27 protein-coding genes are annotated in these 21,770 nt (G+C 70.9%); 6 read left to right on the top strand and 21 right to left on the bottom strand.

The window, feature by feature from the left end:
• Window positions 1-45: 45 nt before the first annotated feature.
• The 3 genes from FHX81_RS24370 to eccB form a co-directional block, all read right to left on the bottom strand.
• Window positions 46-1,128 (bottom strand): WXG100 family type VII secretion target, encoded by a 1,083-nt coding sequence (locus FHX81_RS24370; protein ID WP_141980330.1) that lies wholly within the window; start codon window positions 1,126-1,128, stop codon window positions 46-48.
• A complete protein-coding gene (locus FHX81_RS24365) occupies window positions 1,128-1,484 on the bottom strand; it encodes a hypothetical protein (RefSeq protein WP_141980329.1) in 357 nt (118 codons plus the stop codon). The genes FHX81_RS24370 and FHX81_RS24365 overlap by 1 nt, the downstream gene beginning before the upstream one ends.
• Before the next feature lie 72 nt (window positions 1,485-1,556).
• Window positions 1,557-3,197 carry a type VII secretion protein EccB gene (eccB, locus tag FHX81_RS24360; RefSeq protein WP_141980328.1) on the bottom strand — a complete coding sequence of 547 codons (1,641 nt, stop codon included), beginning with the start codon at window positions 3,195-3,197 and terminating at the stop codon, window positions 1,557-1,559.
• Window positions 3,198-3,368: 171 nt separating this feature from the next.
• Here eccB and eccE point away from each other — a divergent pair, with 171 nt between their 5' ends.
• The 4 genes from eccE (at window position 3,369) to FHX81_RS24340 (ending at window position 7,968) form a co-directional block, all read left to right on the top strand.
• A complete protein-coding gene (eccE, locus tag FHX81_RS24355; RefSeq protein WP_170232155.1) occupies window positions 3,369-4,664 on the top strand; it encodes a type VII secretion protein EccE in 1,296 nt (431 codons plus the stop codon).
• A 14-nt stretch (window positions 4,665-4,678) separates the two neighbouring features.
• A complete protein-coding gene (locus tag FHX81_RS24350) occupies window positions 4,679-5,383 on the top strand; it encodes a hypothetical protein (RefSeq protein ID WP_141984108.1) in 705 nt (234 codons plus the stop codon).
• A 250-nt stretch (window positions 5,384-5,633) separates the two neighbouring features.
• Window positions 5,634-7,196, top strand: coding sequence for a S8 family peptidase (locus tag FHX81_RS24345; protein ID WP_141980326.1), 1,563 nt, complete (start codon window positions 5,634-5,636; stop codon window positions 7,194-7,196).
• 118 nt (window positions 7,197-7,314) lie between these two features.
• Window positions 7,315-7,968, top strand: a complete 654-nt coding sequence (locus FHX81_RS24340; RefSeq protein WP_141980325.1) for a Uma2 family endonuclease — start codon at window positions 7,315-7,317, stop codon at window positions 7,966-7,968.
• Window positions 7,969-7,971: 3 nt separating this feature from the next.
• On the opposite strand, the gene FHX81_RS24335 is transcribed toward FHX81_RS24340, so the two are convergent.
• Window positions 7,972-9,039 (bottom strand): glycosyltransferase family 4 protein, encoded by a 1,068-nt coding sequence (locus tag FHX81_RS24335; RefSeq protein WP_141980324.1) that lies wholly within the window; start codon window positions 9,037-9,039, stop codon window positions 7,972-7,974.
• A gap of 49 nt (window positions 9,040-9,088) precedes the next feature.
• Between FHX81_RS24335 and FHX81_RS24330 the strand changes: the two genes are divergently transcribed.
• Entirely contained in the window at window positions 9,089-9,826 is a 738-nt protein-coding gene (locus tag FHX81_RS24330) for a PIG-L deacetylase family protein (RefSeq protein ID WP_141980323.1), read from the top strand.
• On the top strand, window positions 9,823-10,761 hold the full coding sequence (locus tag FHX81_RS24325; RefSeq protein WP_141980322.1) for a lysylphosphatidylglycerol synthase transmembrane domain-containing protein: 939 nt from the start codon (window positions 9,823-9,825) through the stop codon (window positions 10,759-10,761). Before FHX81_RS24330 ends, FHX81_RS24325 begins: the two co-directional genes overlap by 4 nt.
• Here FHX81_RS24325 and truA read toward each other — a convergent pair.
• The 17 genes from truA to rpsE form a co-directional block, all read right to left on the bottom strand.
• Window positions 10,727-11,518 carry a tRNA pseudouridine(38-40) synthase TruA gene (gene truA / locus FHX81_RS24320; RefSeq protein ID WP_246107953.1) on the bottom strand — a complete coding sequence of 264 codons (792 nt, stop codon included), beginning with the start codon at window positions 11,516-11,518 and terminating at the stop codon, window positions 10,727-10,729. The two genes, FHX81_RS24325 and truA, sit on opposite strands and share 35 nt — an antisense overlap.
• A 59-nt stretch (window positions 11,519-11,577) precedes the next feature.
• On the bottom strand, window positions 11,578-12,183 hold the full coding sequence (rplQ, locus tag FHX81_RS24315; RefSeq protein WP_141980320.1) for a 50S ribosomal protein L17: 606 nt from the start codon (window positions 12,181-12,183) through the stop codon (window positions 11,578-11,580).
• Between the two features lie 58 nt (window positions 12,184-12,241).
• Window positions 12,242-13,294, bottom strand: a complete 1,053-nt coding sequence (locus tag FHX81_RS24310; RefSeq protein ID WP_141980319.1) for a DNA-directed RNA polymerase subunit alpha — start codon at window positions 13,292-13,294, stop codon at window positions 12,242-12,244.
• 145 nt (window positions 13,295-13,439) lie between these two features.
• Window positions 13,440-14,045, bottom strand: a complete 606-nt coding sequence (gene rpsD / locus FHX81_RS24305) for a 30S ribosomal protein S4 (RefSeq protein WP_053718426.1) — start codon at window positions 14,043-14,045, stop codon at window positions 13,440-13,442.
• Window positions 14,046-14,068: 23 nt separating this feature from the next.
• Complete coding sequence (gene rpsK / locus FHX81_RS24300) at window positions 14,069-14,476, bottom strand: 30S ribosomal protein S11 (RefSeq protein WP_033436732.1); 408 nt, start codon at window positions 14,474-14,476, stop codon at window positions 14,069-14,071.
• 37 nt (window positions 14,477-14,513) lie between these two features.
• Complete coding sequence (rpsM, locus tag FHX81_RS24295; protein WP_141980318.1) at window positions 14,514-14,894, bottom strand: 30S ribosomal protein S13; 381 nt, start codon at window positions 14,892-14,894, stop codon at window positions 14,514-14,516.
• Between the two features lie 220 nt (window positions 14,895-15,114).
• Window positions 15,115-15,228 (bottom strand): 50S ribosomal protein L36, encoded by a 114-nt coding sequence (gene rpmJ / locus FHX81_RS24290; protein WP_010148647.1) that lies wholly within the window; start codon window positions 15,226-15,228, stop codon window positions 15,115-15,117.
• 53 nt (window positions 15,229-15,281) lie between these two features.
• Window positions 15,282-15,503 (bottom strand): translation initiation factor IF-1, encoded by a 222-nt coding sequence (infA, locus tag FHX81_RS24285; RefSeq protein WP_005166804.1) that lies wholly within the window; start codon window positions 15,501-15,503, stop codon window positions 15,282-15,284.
• A 162-nt stretch (window positions 15,504-15,665) separates the two neighbouring features.
• A complete protein-coding gene (locus FHX81_RS24280; RefSeq protein ID WP_141980317.1) occupies window positions 15,666-16,055 on the bottom strand; it encodes a DUF1707 SHOCT-like domain-containing protein in 390 nt (129 codons plus the stop codon).
• A gap of 41 nt (window positions 16,056-16,096) precedes the next feature.
• Window positions 16,097-16,540: a DUF1707 SHOCT-like domain-containing protein gene (locus FHX81_RS24275; RefSeq protein WP_141980316.1), complete on the bottom strand. Its 444-nt coding sequence runs from the start codon at window positions 16,538-16,540 to the stop codon at window positions 16,097-16,099.
• Window positions 16,541-16,812: 272 nt separating this feature from the next.
• Window positions 16,813-17,586 (bottom strand): type I methionyl aminopeptidase, encoded by a 774-nt coding sequence (gene map, locus FHX81_RS24270; RefSeq protein ID WP_141980315.1) that lies wholly within the window; start codon window positions 17,584-17,586, stop codon window positions 16,813-16,815.
• A gap of 59 nt (window positions 17,587-17,645) precedes the next feature.
• A complete protein-coding gene (locus FHX81_RS24265; RefSeq protein WP_141980314.1) occupies window positions 17,646-18,197 on the bottom strand; it encodes an adenylate kinase in 552 nt (183 codons plus the stop codon).
• Window positions 18,197-19,507 carry a preprotein translocase subunit SecY gene (secY, locus tag FHX81_RS24260; protein ID WP_141980313.1) on the bottom strand — a complete coding sequence of 437 codons (1,311 nt, stop codon included), beginning with the start codon at window positions 19,505-19,507 and terminating at the stop codon, window positions 18,197-18,199. Before secY ends, FHX81_RS24265 begins: the two co-directional genes overlap by 1 nt.
• Before the next feature lie 254 nt (window positions 19,508-19,761).
• Window positions 19,762-20,358, bottom strand: a complete 597-nt coding sequence (locus FHX81_RS24255; protein ID WP_141980312.1) for a LysE family translocator — start codon at window positions 20,356-20,358, stop codon at window positions 19,762-19,764.
• Window positions 20,359-20,533: 175 nt separating this feature from the next.
• Window positions 20,534-20,977, bottom strand: coding sequence for a 50S ribosomal protein L15 (rplO, locus tag FHX81_RS24250; protein ID WP_037329521.1), 444 nt, complete (start codon window positions 20,975-20,977; stop codon window positions 20,534-20,536).
• A complete protein-coding gene (gene rpmD, locus FHX81_RS24245) occupies window positions 20,974-21,159 on the bottom strand; it encodes a 50S ribosomal protein L30 (RefSeq protein WP_141980311.1) in 186 nt (61 codons plus the stop codon). The genes rplO and rpmD overlap by 4 nt, the downstream gene beginning before the upstream one ends.
• Before the next feature lie 2 nt (window positions 21,160-21,161).
• Window positions 21,162-21,767 (bottom strand): 30S ribosomal protein S5, encoded by a 606-nt coding sequence (rpsE, locus tag FHX81_RS24240; RefSeq protein WP_015105247.1) that lies wholly within the window; start codon window positions 21,765-21,767, stop codon window positions 21,162-21,164.
• Window positions 21,768-21,770 lie beyond the last annotated feature (3 nt).

The following is a 21,770-nucleotide window of genomic DNA, read 5'->3' as shown; positions in this document are numbered from 1 at the left end:
TCGTGAGTCCTACGTCCAGGCCCGTGAGTTCAACGCTCGGACAGCTCAGTCCTCGCCCAGGACGGGTGGTGCGGACTTCTTGGGCTTGCCGAACACCTGCTCGGTCGAGCCCGCGAGCTGGACCTTCGACTTGTGGTCCTTGTCGCCGCCCTGCTGGCCGCCCGCGCCCATGCCGCCCATCATCCCCGCGCCCATCATCCCGGTGCCGCCGGCCGCGGGCGGACCGGACGGGCCCGCCGCCGCGGCCGCCGCCGGACGTGCCCCGGGCTCCGCGGGACGGGGCTCGGACACCCCGGTCGACCCGCCCTGCTGCAACCGCTCCGCGTGCTCACCGCCCGGCACACCACCACCGCCGGGCACGCCACCGCCACCACCGGGCACACCGCCACCGCCGCCACCGGGCACACCGCCACCGCCCGATCCGGACCCGGCCCCACCGGACGCGGCCGGCTTCGTCTCCGCCGGAGGCGTGGTGGCCGGCGGCTCCGGCGCGGTCGGCTTCACGGGCGGGGTGTACGACCAGTTCCGCTCGGGGTAGCGGTGCTCCATCTTCACGTCGGCGAAGTCGTCCGAGCCCGACACCCCCTCGCACAGCCGCAGGAACGCCTCCAGCACGTCCCGCACCGACTCGTGCAGCTCCTTCGCCGGGTCGTGCAGCTCGTCCAACGCCTCCACCACGCGCCGGTCGCCGTCCACCGGCAACGCCGCCGCGCCGGACACCGCGTCGGCCGCCTCGGCGAACACCCGGGACATGTCCTGCACGATCCCGCGGATGCCCTCGGCGGTCTGGTCCAACGCCTCGCTCATCGCGTGCATCGCGTCGGACATGTCGTGCCCGGCCAGGCCGACCTCCCGCATGTGCTCCACGAACGAGTCCGCGTCCTTGCCCTGCCACGCCGAGTCGAGCTTGCCCAGCGGCTTGGTCAGGTCACGCGTCACGTGCTCGGCGACCAACCCGGCCTTGCGCCAGCGCTCCGCCTCCTCGTGCAGGTCGTTCCAGTCGCCCACGACGGGCGCGAAGTAGTCGGCCACGAGGTCGCGCACGCCGAGCCGCCTGCTGATCCCGGACAGGTAGTCCAGCTCCGGCCCGACCTCGGCGGCGATCTGCCTGCCGTCCTTGCCCCGCATCAGCCCAACCCCGCCCGCCGGTCGATCGCCTTGATCAACGCCACCGCGTCGTCGTCCTGGGCGCCGTAGTGCTCGGCCACGTCGTGCAGGCCCTTCGCCGCGGACGTCAGCACCTCGCACGCCCGGTCGAGCTGCTGGTGCAGCAGCCCGGCGGCCCGGCCGTACGCCTCGGCGCTGCGCAGGGTGCGCCCCAGCTCGCCGAAGCTCCGGGGGCCCATCGGCGCGTCCCGCAGCTCGGCCCGCGCACGGGTCAGCTCCTCGGCCGCCTCCTCGACGCGCCGCGCGTACAGCTCGAGCCGGCGCGGGTCGACCGCAACCTGCCCGCCGCCCGCCGGCCCGCGTGTGACCTCGTTCACCCCGACACCTCCTGCACCCTCTGACGGGAACCGGCACACGCCGGTTCCCCCGAAGGGCTCAGCACCGGAAAGTCAGCCGCCCTGCTTCCCGGCCTTCTCCTCGGGCAGCACGCCGTTGTTCTTCGGCACGGGGATCGAGTCCCAGCTGCGGGAGGCGTCGTTGCGGTTGAGCTGCGGCCCGTTGGGCAGCAGCCGCAGGATCGACTCCGGTCCGGGCGAGAACCCGTCCGCGCCGAGCCCGAGCGCGCCGCTGGTGGTGACGTCCGGGACGCCGTACTTGACGCCGCGGCCGGTGATCAGGTGGATCGGACCGCTGTCGAAGTCCTGGGTGGACGTCGCGCTGCGCACCACGGCCGACTTGCCCGGCGCCATCACGAACTGGCTGACGACCTCACCGGTCGCGCCCACCTGGTTGATCTCCACCGGCACCACGTTCGACGGGATCGGCAGGGACGGCGCGATGGTCACCTTGGTGTGCTGCGACTTGTTGTCCGACGTCACGTTCTGCGCCTGCCAGCCCAGGCAGATCACCCGGTTGTTCTGGTTCGGCTCCAGCACCTCGGGCACGTCCGGCGGGTAGTCGTCGAAGTCGAGCTGGTCCACGGTCGGCGCGTCGTTGGTGCGCGCGATGTCGACCAGCTTGGGTTCCGCGCCCTGGGCGTAGGCCGCGCGCAGCAGGTCGGCCGCGGCCCGGCTGATCTTCTGCAGGCCGTCCTTGAGCACCACGTGGAACTCGGACTCCGCACCGGAGCGGCGGACCTCGATGACCGCGCCGATCTTCAGGTTCTCGTTCTGCACGTAGTTCACGTTCTGGCCGCGGCCCGGGATCTCGGGCGCCACCAACGGCTTCGCCTCGGGGATCGCGTTGAGCAGGCCGGAGCTGATCGCGCGCGGCTTCTTCTGGCTCAGGTTGAGCGCGGTGCGCACCTCGGCGTTGGTCAGGTCGACCTTGGCCCGCACGGTGGACGTCGAGGTGATCTTCGAGTTCACCGGGGCCTTGTAGATCAGGTACGCCTGCTTGTCGTCGGTGCCCGCGCGCACCAGCAGGGCCCGGTTGCCGTCGAGCAGCTCGCCGCCGCCGCTGTAGCCCGCGAGGACGGTGGTGGTGAACTTGCCCGGCGCGGACGGGTCGTTCAGCGACTCGTCCAGCTGCAGCGTGTCGCACACCGACCAGTCCGGCCCGATGCGGTCGGCGGGCTTGGGCAGCACGTCCGGCCCGTCCGGGATGCCCGTCAGCCGCCCCTTGGGCAGCTTCGCCAGTGCCTTCTCGCTGACCAGCTTCGGCTCACCGCCCGCGACCTGCGGTCCCGCGTTGACCTGGCCCGCCGCCGCGTCACCACCCGAGACCGCCGCCTGCCCCTTGTCCGGGTTGGACCGCTGGAGCAGCAGCAGCCGGGCGGACGCGAGGTTGGTCATCGGGATCAGCGTCTTGTTCGAGCCGACCGTGTGCACGACGTAGACCTGGCCGGTCTCCTTGGAGATCGCGATCTGCGTCTGGTCGTCGACCTGCGGGTCCGGCGAGAAGAAGCCGAAGATCAGGAAGCCGAGCAACCCGATGACGCCGAGCAGGACGCCCACCGCGGTCGCGCGCGAGTGCGTGCGCATCGGGTCGTGCAGCATCACCGCGTCTCTGCGCACCAGGGCGGACTGCATCCTGCGCAGCACGAAGCGGTAGGCCTGGACCTGTGACTTGGTGGTGGGTGTTGATGCCATTCTCGGCTCGCTGCTCTCCCAGTCGCGGTACGGTCTGCACGATAGCCGGACGGCGGGTGGTCCGTGTGCGGGTTGGTCAGACCCGGTCGGTCCACCCGGCGCACGCCGACGGAAAGAGAACCAGAGCGGATGTCCGTGACCACCCCACATCCGGGCCAACCCAATCCCGCCATGGGACGCGCGCAGGCGGCAGGTGGCGCCGTGCGCGCCGCGCTGCTCCGGGCGCGCCGCCGCACCGCGGGCGCGAGCCTGGGCTCGCTGCCGGTCGCCAACCTGGTTGTCCTCGAGGTCGGCGTCGCGGTCGGCCTGGTCCTGATCGCGGTCGGCGCGACCGGTGACGGCGTCGCGCCCGTGCCGATGTACGTCGCGGGCGGCATCGTGCTGATCGCGTTGATCCTGGCGTTCACCCGGTCCCGGGGTCGCTGGCTGACCCAGTGGATCGGCCTGGTGTTCCGCTACGCGTTCCGCTCGCACGGCCGCACGGCCAAGCGCACCGGCCCGGTGGAGATGAAGCCGCCGTCGGAGGAGGAGTCCTCGGTCATCGGCCCGGACGACCCGCGGGTGGCGTTGCTGCGCCTGGCCGTGCCGGACCTGGTGGTGGCCCGGGGCGTCGACCACGAGCGCCGTCCGCTGGGCATGGCCTGGCACCAGGGCGCGTGGACCGCCGTGCTGCTGGTCGACCCGGCGCCGGGTCTGATCACCGCGGTGGGCAGCGCGCCGTCGTTGCCGCTCGGCGCGCTGGCGCCGACGTTGGAGGACCGCGGTGTGGTGCTCGACGCGATCTCGGTGATCTGGCACTGCTACCCGGGCAGCGCGGCGCTGCCCTCGAACTCGCCCGCGCTCAACTCCTACATGGAGGTGCTCGGCCCGCTGCCCGCGGCGGCGCGTCGGACCACGTGGATCGCGGTGCGGCTGGACCCGCGGCGGTGCGCGGCGGCGATCCGGGAGCGCGGCGGCGGCGTCGTGGGCGCGCACCGGGCGCTGATCGGCGCTCTCTCGCGCGTGCGCAACGCGTTGGAGTCGACGGGCGTGTCGATCCGGCCGCTGGACCCCGACGAGCTGATCCGGGCGGGCATCTCGGCGGCCGAGCTGACCTCGGTGGCCGGGTCGAACACCTCGGTGTCGTTGCGGGAGAAGTGGTCCGGCGTGACGGCGGGCGGCGTGGGCCACGCCAGCTACGCGATCACCGGCTGGCCGTCCAAGGGCATGCGCAACAACCTCAACGCGCTGACCGGCGTGCGCGCGCTGTCCTCGACGCTGTCCATGACGATCTCCCCGAGCAGCGAGCAGGGCCAGGTCGGCCTGCGCGGCATGGTGCGGGTGAGCGCGCGGACGCCGACCGAGCTCGACCGCGCCGACGACCGGCTCAAGGCGCTGGCCGACAAGCTCGACATCACGCTGACCCCGTTGAACGGCCTGCAGGTCGCCGGGCTGGCCGCGACGCTGCCGCTCGGAGGTGTGGCGTGAGCAACTCCCGGTTGATGGACACGAACGGCAGGGGCGTGGCACCGGAGTTCCTGGTGTCGCCGCAGATGCTGGACGTGGTGAGCCCGTCGGGCGACCGCGGCGGCATGGTGCTCGGCTCCGGCCTGCAGGGCGAGCCGCTGACGATCTCCGTGCTGCGGTCCGCGCCGACCCGCATGGTCGTGGTCGGCGGGCTGTACCTGGCCCGGCAGATCGCGTTGCGGGCGATGGCGACCGGCGCGTGGATCACCATCGCGACGGGCCGCCCGGCGGCCTGGCAGCCGGTGGTGCGCGCGGCGGGCGCGGGCCCGGACGGCAGGCCGTCGCCGCTGGTGCAGTTGCGCCGGCTGAGCCCGGTGGAGCTGCCGCGGCCGTCGGAGGACACCCCGCTGCTCGTCGTGCACGACGGCGGGCACGTGCCGCAGGAGTTGTTCCCGCCGCGGTCGCCGTGGCAGACCACGATGTACGTGTTGCCCTATTTGCACCCCCAGGCGGCGACCACCGCGAATTCCGCGGACCTCGTGCTGCTGCAACGGCTGCCGGTCGGGCAGGCGCAGTTGGCGAGCCAGATCTGGCGGCTGCCGCCGCAGATGGCTCACCAGCTCACCACGCTCAAGGACGATCAGGTGATCGCGCTCGGCACGAACCTGTGGCGGCCGCTGCGACTGGTCACCACCCCCGGTGAGCAGCAGATCCTGGGTGCGGTCCGACGCGGCGACTGACCCGCGCGCGACACCCGGCGTGCCCCTGGACCACCGGTCCGGGGGCATATTTTTCGCCCTCGGTCCAGTCACTCTCCGCAGCAATTCGTTCACAGCACGAATAAAACTGTGGAGGAGCCATTCGTCGGCTGTTGCCACCAAATTCTTGCGCCTCACCCGCAGGGCGAACTAGGAACTACTCACCGTGTCCGGTCGGTTTCGGGGGCGACACCGACCGGGCACCCACCCTGCGAAGAGGAGAACCCCCGCCATGGGAGACGTTCGCGCGTCCAGGACGAGACGGCTGGCCGGTGTCGGGCTGGCCACGGGCACGGCGTTCGCGGTCACGGCCGCACTGACCACCTTCACCTCCGCCGCCGCGGAGGGACAGATCCTCGGGGCCGACGCGCCCAACGCGGTCAAGGACAGCTACATCGTCGTGCTGAAGGACATGAGCACGAGCAGCGTCGGGACGTTGAGCGGCAAGTACCAGGCGAACGTCAAGCACACGTACACGAGCGCGCTGCGCGGCTTCTCGGCCACCATGACCGAGGCGCAGGCCCGCAAGCTCGCCGCCGACCCGTCGGTGTCGTACGTGCAGCAGGACGGCGAGGTGAAGATCTCCGGCACGCAGGCGCCGACCCCGTCGTGGGGTCTGGACCGGGTCGACCAGGCCGCGCTGCCGCTGGACAACTCCTACACCTACCCGAACGAGGGCGCGGGCGTCACCGCCTACATCATCGACACGGGCATCCGGTTCTCGCACAGCGACTTCGGCGGTCGCGCCGTGACCGGCCGCGACACCGTCGACAACGACAACGACGCCACCGACTGCAACGGCCACGGCACGCACGTCGCCGGCACGGTCGCGGGCTCGGCCTACGGCGTGGCGAAGAAGGCCAAGCTCGTCGGCGTGCGGGTGCTGAACTGCGCCGGCTCCGGCACGTACGCGGGCGTCATCGCGGGCATCGACTGGGTGACGGCGAACGCGGCCAAGCCGGCGGTGGCGAACATGTCGCTCGGCGGCGGCGCGGACGCCGCGGTCGACCAGGCCGTGCGCAACTCCATCGCGTCGGGTGTGACCTACGGCCTCGCGGCGGGCAACGACAGCGGCGCCAACGCGTGCAACACGTCCCCGGCGCGCACGGCGGAGGCGATCACGGTCGGCTCCACCACGAACACCGACGCCCGGTCGTCGTTCTCCAACATCGGCACCTGCCTGGACATCTTCGCGCCGGGCTCCAGCATCACGTCGGCCTGGCACACCAACGACACCGCCACCAACACGATCAGCGGCACGTCGATGGCGACGCCGCACGTGGTCGGCGCGGCGGCCGTCTACCTGGCCGCGAACCCCACCGCCACGCCGCAGCAGGTCCGTGACGCCCTGGTCAACGGCGCGACGAACGGCGTGGTCGGCAACGCGGGCACCGGTTCGCCGAACAAGCTGCTGCGCGTGATCGGCTCCTCCACCCCGCAGCCGGGCAACTGCGCGGCCAAGACCAACGCGACCGACGTGGCCGTGCCGGACCTGGGCACCGCGACCAGCCCGATCTCCGTGACCGACTGCGCCGGCAAGGCCGGCTCGACCGCCACGGTCGAGGTGCACGTCAAGCACACCTACCGGGGTGACCTGGCGATCGACCTGATCACGCCGAGCGGCGCGGTCAAGCAGCTGAAGGTGACGTCCGGTTCGGACAGCGCGGACAACGTCGACGCCACGTACACGCTGAACCTGTCGGCGGAGAACGCCAACGGCACCTGGCAGCTGCGCGTGCGTGACGCGTACAGCCAGGACACGGGCTACATCGACACCTGGACCCTCGACCTGTAAGCCGGTCGCCCGATCCAGTCGCACCACAGCGGCCCCTCACCACTTCCGCCGGTGAGGGGCCGCTCCGCGTTTCACCCGATCCGGCACTGCTTCGCCCCGGTGGGACTGCGCTACGGTCATGATCAAGTCGATCGTGGAGGTTGGAACCATGTCCGCAGCGCTGAAGGAAGAGACCCAGGCGCGACTGGAAGGGGCCGCCCTGCCGAACCCGTTGATCGGCCCGCACACCATTCAGGAATGGATCGAGCTGCCCTCCCCGGAGGACGGTTCGAGCGTCGAGCTGATCTTCGGACACTTCCACGTGGATCCCCCTCCTTCCGGCGAGCACCAGCTCGCGGTGACCCGTCTCATCCGGCCGTTCGAGGATTCGATCTCCGCGGCCGGCCGGACAGACCTCTACGCGGTGATCGGCGTGGGAGTGAAGATCTCCTCCACTCTCCGCAACGGTTCCATCCCCGATGTGGTGATCATGGACCGGCCGCCCGCCGGTGCGAGCTTCCCCGCCGAGGCGCTGCGACTGGCGGTCGAGGTCTGGTCACCGGGTAACGACCGGAACGAACGCGAAGCGAAGGTGGTCGCCTACGCCGCTGCCGGCGTGCCGTTCCTCTGGACGATCAGCCGCAAGGGTGATCATCCCGGGCTGGAGCTGATCGCGCACCGGTTGCACGAGGGCCAGTACGTGCTGGAGAACACCGTCCGGGCCGCCGGAGCCGCGACCATCACCGCCGCGCCCGTCCCGATCACGCTCGACTCGGCCGACCTCGTCTTCTAGCCCTCACACCCGCGCCGCGCACGAGCGCAGCGCCGCCAGCACCCGCGGCCACGTGCAGTGGGTCGGTTCGGTGGTCCGGTTGTGCGCCGCGATCCGCAGGCGTTCCTCCCGGTCGTGCGCCAGGCGCGCGATCCCCGCCGCCAGGTCGTGCGTCAGCAGCCCCTCCACCCCGTCGCGCACGAAGTCCGCCACCCCCGTCCCCGGCCGCGCCACCACCGGCACCCCCGCCGTCCGCGCCTCCAGCGCCGCCAGCCCGAACGCCTCCCGCACCGCCGGGTTCACGAACACGTCCGCCCCGGCCAGCAGGTGACCCACCCCCTGCCGGTCCAGCCGCCCGGGCAGGCTCACCCACCCCATCCCGTGCCGCTCGACGTACCGCCGCAGGACAGCCATCTCCGGCCCCGCCCCGGCCACCGTCGCCCGCAGCCGGACGTCCGACGACACCGCCCGCAACGCCCGCAGCAACGCCATGGGCTCCTTGCGCGCCGCCAGCCGACCCACCGACACCACGTGCACGGCGTCGTCCGGCCGCTGCGTCGGTAACCCGCGCCACGCCGACGGCACGATCCCGTTCGGCACCACCGCCACCGGCAACCCGGGGACGACCGCCCGCACCCGGTCCGCCGCCGCACGGCTCACCGCCGCCACCGCCACCCGCGCCGTGCTCCACGACGCCAGCCGGTCCAGCGCCCGGTAGCACCGCTGCACCACCGGGTCCCACATGCTGTGCACCACGACCACCGCGGGCAGGCCGAGCCGCAGTGCCGACCGCACCCCCGACCAGGCGAACGGCGAGATCGCGCCGACGTGCACGTACACCACCGACGGCCACCGCGCGGCGATCACCCGGTCGAGGTGCGAGCCCGCCCGCGGGTGCACGGGCAGGTCCCACGGCAGCCGCACGGCGATCCGGTGCACCTCGTACCCGTCCCCCGGTGCCGCGTCCCTGGTCGCGGTCACCACGTGCACGTCCTCCCCGGCGCGCGCCTGCTCGCGGGCCAACCCGGCCACCTGCACCTCGATCCCGCCCAGGCGCGGCAGGAAGCAGTCGGTGACGTGAACGATCGACAAGTGCACTCCCGTCAAGCCGCCGAACGGACCAACTGACACTCTTGCACCCGTGAGCCGAACGTGCGTCTTCTTCCACGCCCACCCAGACGACGAAGCCCTGCTGACCGGCGGCACGATGGCGCGCCTCGCGCGGGAGGGACACCGCGTCGTGCTCGTCGTCGCGACCGCCGGTGAACGAGGGCTGAGCGCGCATCGGACCGATCTGGGCACCGTGCGCACGAAGGAAGCGCACGCGGCGGCCCGTGCTCTCGGCTGCGCGCGGGTGGAGTTCCTCGGCTACCCCGACTCCGGCCTGGACGGGCGGCGCGGTTTCGCCCGCGCCGACGTCGGCGAGGCCGCCGAACGGCTGGCCGAGCTGCTGCACGAGGAACGCGCCGACCTGCTCACCGCCTACGACCCGCACGGCGGCTACGGCCACCCCGACCACGTGCAGGTGCACCGGGTGGGCGCGCTGGCCGCCGAACTCGCCGGCACGCCCCGCGTGTGGGAGGCGACGGTCGACCGCACGTGGCTGCTGCGCGGCCTGCGGCTGGCCCGCCTGGTCCGCGACTTCGACCTGGAGCCGTTCGAGCGCGCGTACACCGCCCGCGCCGAGATCACCCACTCGGTGGATGTCCGGCGGTACGCGGGGGCGAAGCGGCGCGCGATGGCGGCGCACGCCACCCAGACCACCGGCGGCGACTCGAGCCGCACCCTCGCCGCGCTGCTCAAGCTGCCGCCACCGCTGTTCAGGACGATCCTGGGAACGGAGTGGTACGTCGAGCGCAAACGATTGCGAGCGCGATGAGGCCGTGGCTGCGCGTCACCGCGTCGCTGGCGTCACTGGCCCTGGCGGCGTGGCTCGTGGTCGCCCTGGTGCCCGCCGTGAGCGGCGTGGCGTGGACGGCGGTCGCGGAGCAGTTGCGCGCCGTCGGCCCGGGCACGGCACTGGGGTTGACCGCGCTGTGGCTGGCCGGGCTCTGGGCCTACACCTACGTGCTCACCGGCTCGTTGCCCGGCCTGCGCAACACCCAGGCGTTCAGCCTGAACGCCGCGGGCAGCGCGGTCAGCAACGTGCTGCCGCTCGGCGGCGCGGCCGGGGTGGCGGTGACCGCGGTGATGGCCGCGAGCTGGGGCCACTCGGCGCGGGCGATCACCACGTCGGCGCTCGTCAGCGGCCTGTGGAACGCGCTGTCCCGGGCGGCGCTGCCGCTGCTCGCGCTGGCCGTGCAGGGCGCGGTGGTCTTCGGTGACGGCGTGCTGGTCGCGGCGGTCGGCGCGGCGGCCGGGCTGCTGCTCGCGGTGGTGGCGCTGATCCGCCTGCGGTGGGTGTGCCGGCTCCTCGGCGGCCGGGCCGCCCGGTTCCTGCTGCGGCTGCGCCGCCAGACCGGCGAGGTCGTCCGGGCCGGGTGGCGCCGGATGACCGCGGGCATGCTCGCCTACCTGCTGCTGCAGGGCGTGCTGCTGTGGTGGTGCCTGGCCGCCGCGGGCGTCCACCTGGGACTCGGTCCGACGGTGGCGGCCTTCGCGGTGAGCAGGCTGCTCACGCTGGCCGTGGTCACGCCCGGCGGCGTCGGCGTCACCGAGAACGGCACCATCGCGCTGCTGGTCGGCCTGGGCACGCCCGCCGCGCCGGCCGTGGCGGGCGTGCTCCTGTTCGCCTTCTTCACCTACCTGGCGGAGATCCCGCTGGGCGGCGCGGCCTGGCTCACCTGGTCGGCGCGCCGCGCACGTTCCGGGTGACGGCGGCCCGCGCGGCCAGCTCGTCGTCGGCCGGGTAGTCGACCCGGACCAGCGACAACCCGTGCGGCGGGGCGACGGTGACCTCGCTGGACCGCGCGGTCAGCGACAGCAGCGACGCGGGCCAGCCCACCGGCTTGCGCCCCTCGCCCACGGCCAGCAGCGCGCCGACCAGGCTGCGCACCATCGAGTGGCAGAACGCGTCCGCGGACACGTGCGCGGTCAGCACGGCGCCGTCGCGCACCCACTCCAGGCGTTGCAGCTCGCGGATCGTGGTCGCGCCCTCGCGGCGCTTGCAGAACGCGCAGAAGTCCTGTTCGCCCAACAACAACTGCGACGCCGCGTTCAACGCGTCCAGGTCGAGCGGACGCGGCCACGCCAGCGTGTCGAGCCGCCGCAGCGGGTGCGCCCCGAACGCGGCGTCGGTGACCCGGTACTCGTAGTGCCGGCGCAGCGCGGCGAACCGGGCGTCGAACTCGGCGGGCACCACCCGGGCCGAGAACACCCGCACGTCCGCGGGCAGCGCGCGGGCCAGGCGCTTCGGCAGGCCGGCGACGTCCACCGCGGCGGGCAGGTCGACGTGCGCCACCTGCCCGGACGCGTGCACGCCCGCGTCCGTCCGACCGGCCACGGTCAGCTGCACGTCCTCGCGCAGCACCGTCGACATCGTGTCCTCCAGGACACCGCACACCGTGCGGCGGCCGGGCTGCCGCGCCCACCCGGAGAAGTCCGTGCCGTCGTAGGCCAGGTCCAGTCGCACACGAACGAGCCCGTCGTCCCCAGCGGGAACGACGGGCTCGTCGGTGAAGTGCGCGTCCGTCAGGACTCGTCCTTCTTGTCCTCGGCCTTGCCGTCGGCCTTCGCCTCGGCGGAGGCGTCGTCGGCGCCCTCGGCGGGCTCCTCCGTCGCGTCCTTCGTGGCCGACTCGGGCGCCTCGGCGTCCTGGTCCTGCACGTCCTCGGACTTGGTCTCCTCGGCCTCAGCCGCCGCCGTGTCGTTCTTCGGGGTGGCGGTCTGGTCCTTGGCGAACTTCGTCTTGCGGGCGCGCTCCGCCTCGGAGGTCACGGTGGACTCCGCGACCAGCTCGATCACGGCCATGGGGGCGTTGTCGCCCTTGCGCGGCAGCGTCTTGGTGATGCGGGTGTAGCCACCGGGGCGGTCGGCGAACTGCGGACCGATCTCGGCGAACAGCTTGTGCACGATGTCCTTGTCGCGGATGACCTTGAGGATCTCACGACGGTTGTGCAGGTCGCCGACCTTCGCCTTGCTGATCAGCTTCTCGGCGTACGGGCGCAGCCGCTTCGCCTTGGCCTCGGTGGTCGTGATCCGACCGTGGGTGAACAGGGACGTGGCCAGGTTGGCCAGCATCAGCCGCTCGTGGGCCGGCGAGCCCCCGAGACGGGGTCCCTTGGTGGGGGTGGGCATCGAATTGCTCCTCGGATTTCTTTCTGATCCTCTGCTCCGGCCCGGCCGCTCAGCGACCTCAGAGCTGCTCGGTCTCCGCGTAGTCCTGGCCGTCGTCGTGGGAGTCCACGGCGGTGTCCGTGCCCCAGCCTTCGGCCGGGTAGTCGGACGCGGCGGCCGACGGGTCGAACCCAGGAGGGCTGTCCTTCAGCGCGAGGCCGAGACCGACGAGCTTCATCTTGACCTCGTCGATCGACTTGGCGCCGAAGTTGCGGATGTCCAGCAGGTCCGCCTCGCTGCGCGAGACCAGCTCGCCCACGGTGTGGATGCCCTCGCGCTTGAGGCAGTTGTAGGACCGGACGGTGAGGTCCAGGTCCTCGATCGGCATCGCGAACGCCGCGATGGTGTCCGCCTCGGCGGGCGAGGGGCCGATCTCGATGCCCTCGGCGTCGACGTTCAGCTCGCGGGCGAGACCGAACAGCTCGACCAGCGTCTTGCCCGCCGACGCGACGGCGTCGCGCGGCGTGATGGACGGCTTGGTCTCGACGTCGAGGATCAGCTTGTCGAAGTCGGTCCGCTGCTCGACACGGGTGGCCTCGACCTTGTAGGTCACCTTCATGACGGGCGAGTAGATCGAGTCGACCGGAATGCGGCCGATCTCGGCACCGGCCTGCTTGTTCTGCACGGCGGGGACGTAGCCGCGACCGCGCTCGACCACGAGCTCGATCTCCAGCTTGCCCTTGCCGTTCAGGGTGGCGATGTGCAGGTCGGGGTTGTGCACGGTGACACCGGCCGGAGGCACGATGTCGCCCGCGGTCACCGCGCCCGGCCCCTGCTTGCGCAGGTACATGGTCACCGGCTCGTCCTCCTCGGAGCTGACGACCAGCTCCTTGAGGTTGAGGATGATGTCGGTGACGTCTTCCTTCACACCGGGGACGGTCGTGAACTCGTGCAGCACACCGTCGATGCGGATGCTGGTCACGGCCGCGCCGGGGATGGACGACAGCAGGGTGCGGCGAATCGAGTTGCCGAGGGTGTAGCCGAAGCCCGGCTCCAGCGGCTCGATGACGAACCGGGAGCGGGTCTCGTTGACCGCTTCCTCGCTGAGCGAGGGGCGCTGGGAAATCAGCACTGGGTTCTTCCTCTCTGACCCCGACGCCCGCTATTTGACGTCGTGGGAACCGGTCGCGGAGACCGGCAAACGCATGCGGCACACCATTCCGTGCCGCCGCGGGACCCGACTGGAGGGGCGACCCGGGGCCGCCCCTCCAGGAGGATCACTTCGAGTAGAGCTCGACGATGAGCTGCTCGGTGACGGGCGTGTCGATCTGCGCCCGCTCCGGCAGCTGGTGGACCAGGATGCGCAGGTTGGACTGCACGACCTGGAGCCACGCCGGGATCGGCCGGTCGCCGAAGGAAGCGCGCGCGGCCTCGAAGGGCAGCGTGGGCAGCGACTTCGGCTTCACGTCGATGATGTCGAACTTCGACACCCGGAAGCTCGGGATGTTGACCTTCTGGCCGTTCACGATGAAGTGACCGTGGCTGACCAGCTGGCGGGCCTGACGGCGGGTGCGCGCGAGACCCGCGCGGTACACCACGTTGTCGAGCCGGGACTCCAGGATCTGCAGCAGGTTCTCACCGGTCTTGCCGGGGCGGCGAACCGCTTCCTCGTAGTAGCGCCGGAACTGCTTCTCCAGGACGCCGTACGTGTAGCGGGCCTTCTGCTTCTCCTGCAACTGCAGCAGGTACTCGGACTCCTTGATCCGACCGCGGCCGTGCTGGCCGGGCGGGTAAGGACGACGCTCGAACGCCTGGTCCCCGCCGACGAGGTCGACCTTGAGACGGCGCGAGATGCGAGTGGCCGGTCCGGTATAGCGAGCCATGTTGTCTTACTCCTCCCCGTGCCTCAGACCCGGCGCCGCTTGGGCGGGCGGCAGCCGTTGTGGGGCTGCGGGGTCACGTCCTGGATGGTGCCGACCTCGAGACCGGCGGCCTGCAGCGAACGGATCGCGGTCTCGCGGCCGGAGCCGGGACCCTTCACGAACACGTCCACCTTGCGCATGCCGTGCTCGGCGGCCTTGCGGGCGGCGTTCTCGGCGGCCATCTGCGCGGCGAACGGCGTGGACTTGCGGGAGCCCTTGAAGCCGACGTGGCCGGCGGACGCCCAGCTGATCACGTTGCCCATCGGGTCCGTGATGGACACGATGGTGTTGTTGAACGTGCTCTTGATGTGCGCCTGGCCGTGCGAGACGTTCTTCTTTTCCTTGCGCCGGACCTTCTTGACCCCGGCGCCCGTGCGGGACTTGGGTGGCATGTCTGGGTGAACTCCTACTTGCTAGAGACGCGAGGTCTTACTTCTTTCCGGCCTTCTTCTTGCCGGCGACGGTCTTCTTCGGACCCTTACGAGTGCGCGCGTTCGTCTTGGTGCGCTGCCCGCGGACGGGCAGGTTGCGACGGTGGCGCAGCCCCTCGTAGCAGCCGATTTCCATCTTCCGGCGGATGTCGGCCTGAACCTCGCGGCGGAGGTCACCCTCGACCTTGAAGTTGTTCTCGATGTAGTCCCGCAGCTTCGCCAGGTCGTCGTCACCGAGGTCCTTCACCCGGACGTCCGGGGAGATCTCGGTGGCGGTCAGCAGCTCCTTCGAGCGCGTCCGACCGATGCCGAAGATGTAGGTGAGCGCGATCTCCAACCGCTTCTCGCGGGGGAGGTCGACGCCAGCGAGTCGTGCCATACGGCGCTTGCTCCTAACAGTGGTGTCGCTCCAGGTCTGCTCCTCGCCCGATCCCGGGACTGACTCGCTGTGTCAGTTCCGGTCGCTCTCGCGACCGGTGTCCCGGCCCCGGCCTGGAGTCCGGGGGTGTGCCACACGTGGTTCCTTGTGTGACAGGTGCGAAGAGGCTTACTCGGTGTCGCGTCCGGTGAAGACTCGACTCGTGCTGGTCGTGCTCCGCTCAGCCCTGGCGCTGCTTGTGGCGCAGGTTCTCGCAGATCACCATGACCCGGCCGTGGCGGCGGATCACCTTGCACTTGTCGCAGATCTTCTTGACGCTCGGCTGGACCTTCACGCCTGAGCTTCTCCTGCGTCAGCCGACGCGCCCGTGCTGGGGCGCGCCGGAGGTCACTTGTAGCGGTAGACGATGCGCCCGCGGGACAGGTCGTAGGGCGAGAGCTCCACGACAACCCGGTCCTCAGGGAGGATGCGGATGTAGTGCTGACGCATCTTGCCGCTGATGTGTGCCAGGACCTTGTGACCGTTCTCCAACTCGACGCGGAACATCGCGTTGGGGAGCGGCTCGACTACGCGGCCCTCGACCTCAATGGCCCCGTCCTTCTTGCCCATGTCCTCCGCGTTTCGTGACGGTGGGTGTTACTTCCGGAGTGCGGGCACGCGGCACCCCGACTCCTCCAGGCCCTTGCGAACCCTTGCCAGCCGGCGGGGAGCAGATCCCCGGGCATGACGGAACCGGCGCGACGTATGCGCCACCGCTCCATAGTACGCGGGTCAGCTCGAACGCCCAAATCGACCCTGGTGGGCGACGAGGAGGACCAGCCCCCAGGGCCCGGCGACCCAGACCCACCAGGGGTGGAGCACCTCGCCGAGGGAGAGGCTGATGATGCCCCAGATGAGGAAGTTGATCGAACTGGCCACGAGCCACGTGCCGACCATCACCCTGAAGAGCGCGTTCGACCGCCGTTCGACCGGGGCGGGTGCGGAGCGGGGCAGGTCGGCGGTCAGGGCGGTGAGCTCGGCGTACGTCCGGGCCCGGTGGACGGCGCGGGTGCGCTCGTCGAACTCGGACAGCGTGAGCCTGCCCTCGGCGTGGGCGCGGGTCAGCTCCTCGGCGACCGCCGCCCGGTCGTTGTCAGCCGCCCGGGTGAAGGACTCGTGCACGTCACCACCTCCGCTCGCCGCCCCACCTAATCGTAACAGCGTTACCGTTTCGGTCCGGTGCTGAGCCAGATGACCCCGAGCACGGCACCCGGCGGCACGGACACCCAGAGGAACCACGGGTGCACCAGCCCGTCGCCACCGAGGAGGCTGACGAGCAACCAGAGGGCGAGGTTGAGCGCGCTGACGCTCAACCAGATCGTCGTGAGCACCTTCAACGCCTTCCGCCCGCCACCGCTTTTCACCGGAACGGGTGACGGGGGCAGCGGAGATCCCGGGACCGGTTGCGCGAGGTGCATGGTGGGCAGGTCCGCCGTGAGGGCGGCCAGCTCGCCCCTGGTCTTCGCCTGCCAGGTGCGCACCACCCGGTTGTCGAACTCGGCGAGGTCGAGGCTGCCGTCGGCGTGCGCACGGTGCAGCCACTGCTGGACCAGTTCGCGCTCGGCGTCTGAGGCCCGCATGTCCTCGGGCCGCACAGGCTGGGTCACCGTTCAATCGTGGCGGGGCGGGTCGGCTCGTAACAGGGGGCTAACCCCCGGTTCCCGGCCGCCGAACGGCGCTCGACGCCGAGTGCGGGGTGCCGAGTGGGCGTGCGGGGAGGGGGTGCGAGGTGGCATCGGCACACCGCTCGGGCGAGCGGCGAGCGGCGAACGATGACAGCGCCCTCGGGGCTTTCGCCCACCGAACACCAACGCCGGCGGACCGGGAACGGTCCACCGGCGTCAGCAGGTCCTACAGCCTCACAGGCACTACCGGACGTTCAGTCGTCCAACGCCGTCAGCACCCAGGGCCCGTCGTCCGTGATCGCCACCGAGTGCTCCCAGTGCGCCGCCCGCGAACCATCCGCGGTGATCACGGTCCACCCGTCATCCAGCTCGACGGTCCGCTCGGTCCCCAGCGTCAGCATCGGCTCGATCGCGATCGCCATGCCGGCCTTCAACCGGGGCCCCTTGCCGGGCTTGCCGTGGTTCGGCAGGAACGGGTCCATGTGCATCTTCGTGCCGATGCCGTGCCCGCCGTACCCCTCCACGATGCCGTACTCGACGCCGTGCTCCTCGCCCGCGCGAATGGTCGCCGTCTCGATCGCGAACGAGATGTCGCTCAACCGCGCACCGACCACCGCGGCCTCGATGCCCGCGACCATGGACGCGCGCGTCGCCTCGGACAGCTTCAGCTCGCCCTCGGTCACCGAGCCCACCGGCAGGGTGATCGCCGAGTCGCCGTGCCACCCGTCGAGGATGGCGCCGCAGTCGATCGAGATCAGGTCACCCTCGGCCAGCACCTGCGTCCGGCTCGGGATGCCGTGGACCACCTGCTCGTTCACCGACGCGCAGATCGACGCCGGGAAACCGTGGTAGCCCTTGAAGGACGGGATGGCGCCCGCGTCGCGGATGCTCTGCTCCGCCAGCTCGTCCAGCTCGGCGGTGCTGACGCCCGCCTTGGTGTGCGACGCCAGCAGCGCCAGCGTGCGCGCCACGACCAGCCCGGCAGCCCTCATGGCTTCGAGCTGGCCGCGGCTCTTGATCTCGATCATGCGATCACGACCGGGAACGACCTGGGCGACCCGACGCAGCGCATCGACAAGTCCACCGCTCACTTCAGGTCGCGCAGCGCGCGGAGGGCGCGCCCGCTGATCTCGTCGACCTCGCCCACCGCGTCGATGCTCACGACGATGTCGGCGTAGTAGTCGAGCAGCGGAGCGGTCTCCGTCCGGTACACCTGCTGGCGGTGCCGGATGACGTCTTCCTTGTCGTCCGTGCGACCCCGGGCGAGCAGGCGCTCGACCACGACGTCCTCGTCGATCCGGAACTCCAGCACCGCGTCGAGCTTCTGGCCCTCGGTCGCCAGCATCTCGCCCAGCACGCCCGCCTGGGCGGTGTTGCGCGGGAAGCCGTCGAGGAGGAAGCCGTTGGCGGCGTCCGGCTGGGAGAGCCGGACGCGCACCATCTCGTTGGTCACCTCGTCCGGCACCAACTCGCCCGAGTCCAGGTACTCCTGGACTTCCTTGCCCAGGTCGGTCTGCTCGCTGATGTGGGCGCGGAACAGGTCCCCGGTGGAGATGTGCGGCACGCCGAGCTCACGGCTGAGCGTTGTGGCCTGGGTGCCCTTGCCCGCACCGGGCGGGCCGACGAGAACGAGTCGCACTAGCGGAGGAACCCTTCGTAGTTGCGCTGCATGAGCTGGCTCTCGATCTGCTTCACGGTGTCGAGGCCGACACCGACCATGATCAGCACCGCCGTGCCGCCGAACGGGAAGTTCTGGTTCTGGCCCTGACCGGTGAGGTCGAGGAACAGGTTCGGCAGGATGGCGACGATGCCCAGGTAGAGCGAGCCCGGCAGCGTGATCCGCCCCAACACGAAGCGGAGGTACTCGGCGGTGGGACGTCCCGGCCGGATGCCCGGGATGAACCCGCCGAACTTCTTCATCTCGTCGGCACGCTCGTCCGGGTTGAACGTGATGCCGACGTAGAAGTAGGTGAAGAAGACGATCAGCAGGAAGTAGAGCGCGATGTGGACCGGGCTCGACTGGCTGACCAGGTGGGTGGCGACGAAGCTCTCCCACCAGTTGGGCGCGGAACCGTCGGTGGAGGCGGTCAGCCTGGAGATCAGGTCGGGCAGGTAGAGCAGCGACGAGGCGAAGATGACCGGGATGACACCGGCCTGGTTCACCTTCAGCGGCAGGTAGGTCGACGTGCCGCCGTACATCCGCCGGCCGATCATGCGCTTGGCGTACTGGACCGGGATGCGGCGCTGTGCCTGCTCCACGTAGATGACGCTGGCGATGATCAGCAGGGCCGCGACGCAGACCAGGAAGAAGGTCAGGCCACCGCGGTCGAGGATGATCTTGCCCTCGATCGGGATGCGGGCCGCGATGCCGGTGAAGATCAGCAGCGACATGCCGTTGCCGATCCCCTTCTCGGTGATGATCTCACCGAGCCACATGATCACGCTGGTGCCGGCGGTCATGGTGACCACGAGGACGACCAGGTTGAAGATGCTCTCGTCGGGGATGACGGGCACGTCGCAGTTCTGGAACAGCTGGTCGCGCACGGCCAGGGCGATGATGCCCGTGGACTGCAGCACGGCGAGCGCGATGGTCAGGTAGCGGGTGTACTGGGTCAGCTTGCCCTGACCCGCCTGCCCTTCCTTCTTCAGCTGCTCGAACCGCGGGATGACGACGGTGAGCAGCTGGATGATGATGCTCGCCGTGATGTACGGCATGATGCCGAGCGCGAAGATCGACAAGTTCAGCAGCGCGCCACCGCTGAACAGGTTGATCAGGGAGTAGATCCCCTGCTGGTCCACCTGCTCGACGCACTGTTTGACGTTCTTGAAGGAGACGCCCGGCGCGGGCATGGTGGCGCCCAACCGGTACACCACGACGATCCCGAGTGTGAACAGGATCTTCTTGCGTAGGTCCGGCGTCGCGAGAGCCGAGCGGAATGCGCCGAGCACGCGAACCTCCATCAGCGTTGCCGCCCCACTGGGGTCGGCATCCTGCGGTGCCGGCTGTGTTGCCGGCACAGTCTTGCGAACATGCCGTCGACCCATCGCCGACGGTGGCGGAAGCGACGGATGGCCGCGACCGACCCGGAGGGCATCCGGGTTCAGCCCGCGACTTTAACAGTCGCCTGGCCGATCGCCGTAGTCAGTCTTCCCTCACACTTCGTACCCGATCGACTACCGCCGCCGGCAAGCCCCCGAATGGATCAAGTTCGACCGGTGGCCAGCAGGCCCGCCATGCCCAGCAGGACGGCCGCCGTGCCCTTGTCGAGCCGGGCCCTGGCCCGCCGCGTCAGGCCCGCCTTGCGGATGCCCGCGCCGAGCGCCACGTACGCCGTGCCGGCCAGGGCCTCGGCGGCCAGGTAGACCGCGCCCAGGGTCGCGAGCTGCAGCGGGATGGGGCCGCGGGCCGGGTCGACGAACTGGGGCACGAACGCCGTGAAGATCAGCAGCGCCTTGGGGTTGGTGATCGCCACCAGGAACTCCTTGCGCAGCGGGGTGCCCTTCCCGACCGGGGCTTCCGCGCCGGTCTCGGTCACCAGGATGCGCACGGCCAGGTAGACGAGGTAGGCGACGCCGACCCACTTGACCACGGTCAGGGCGGTCCCACTGGCGGCCAGCACGGGCCCGAGCCCGGCCACGACCGCGCCGACCATCAGGGAGAAGGCCGCAAGGCGGCCCAGGAGCGCCGTAGCGGCCCGCAACGGGCCGTGGTGGACCCCGTGGTGCATCCCGAGGAGGTTGTTGGCGCCAGGCGTCAGCGCGACCAGCACCGAGGCGCCGAAGAAGACCGCGAGCCACATGGGTGCACGCTAACCGGGCCCGCCAACTGCTTTTACGCCCTGCGCGAACGACCGTCTCAGCAGCCCGCCCACCACCGGCGGGACGCCCCACCAGCGCCGGCAACCGTCAAAAACCCGCGCACGCGAACGGCCCCGGAGCGGGGGGCTCCGGGGCCGTTCGGCAGTGCTTCGCGCGTCAGAGCACGGTGGTGGTGCCACCGGCGGCGGCGATCTTCTCGACCGCGCTGCCGGAGAACTTGTTCGCCACGACGTCGACCTTCACGCCGTCCAGGTCACCGTTGCCGAGGACCTTGACGAGCTCGTTCTTGCGCACCAGGCCCGCGTTGATGAGGGCGTCCACGTCCACCCGGCCACCGTTCGGGAACAGGCGGGCGATGTCGCCCACGTTCACGACCTGGTACTCCGTGCGGAACGGGTTGCGGAAGCCCTTCAGCTTCGGCAGGCGCATGTGCAGCGGCATCTGGCCACCCTCGAAGCGCGGGGAGACGTTCTTCCGCGCGCCGGTGCCCTTCGTACCGCGACCGGCCGTCTTGCCCTTGGAGCCCTCACCGCGACCGACACGGGTCTTCGCGGTCTTGGCGCCGGGGGCCGGACGCAGGTCATGGATCTTGATGGTCACGACTGGACCTCCTCGACGACCACCAGGTGGCGCACGGCCTGGATCAGGCCACGCACCTGCGGCGTGTCCTCGCGGACCACCGACTGGCGGATCTTGCGCAACCCCAGGGTCCGGAGGGACTCGCGGTGGTTGTGCTTGGTACCGATGCTGCTCTTGACCTGGGTCACCTTGAGCTGGGCCATGGTCACACCGCCCCTGCACGGGCACGGAGCATGCCGGCGGGAGCCACATCCTCGAGCGGCAGACCGCGACGGGCGGCCACCTCCTCGGGACGCTGGAGGCCCTTCAGGGCCGCCACCGTGGCGTGCACGATGTTGATGGCGTTGTCGGAGCCCAGCGACTTGCTCAGCACGTCGTGGACGCCAGCGCACTCCAGCACCGCGCGGACCGCGCCACCGGCGATGACACCGGTACCGGCCGAGGCCGGGCGCAGCAGCACGACACCGGCCGCCTTCTCGCCCTGCACCGGGTGGGGGATCGTGCCCGCGATGCGAGGGACGCGGAAGAAGTTCTTCTTCGCCTCCTCGACACCCTTGGCGATCGCCGCGGGGACTTCCTTGGCCTTGCCGTAACCGACACCGACCATGCCGTCACCGTCGCCGACCACGACCAGCGCGGTGAAGCTGAAGCGACGACCACCCTTCACGACCTTGGAGACGCGGTTGATCGCAACCACGCGCTCCAGGTGCGGGGTCTTCTCCTGGGCCGCTCCGCCGCGGCCACCGTCACGGCGGTCGCGGCGCTCTCCGCGCTCGCCCCCGCCGCCTTCGCGACGCGTGCGTCCTGGCATCAG

The sequence above is a fragment of the Saccharothrix saharensis genome, from assembly GCF_006716745.1.
Taxonomy (GTDB): domain Bacteria; phylum Actinomycetota; class Actinomycetes; order Mycobacteriales; family Pseudonocardiaceae; genus Actinosynnema; species Actinosynnema saharense.
The sequence above is the reverse complement of the archived record's forward strand: the minus strand, read 5'-3'. Positions and strand labels throughout refer to the sequence as shown.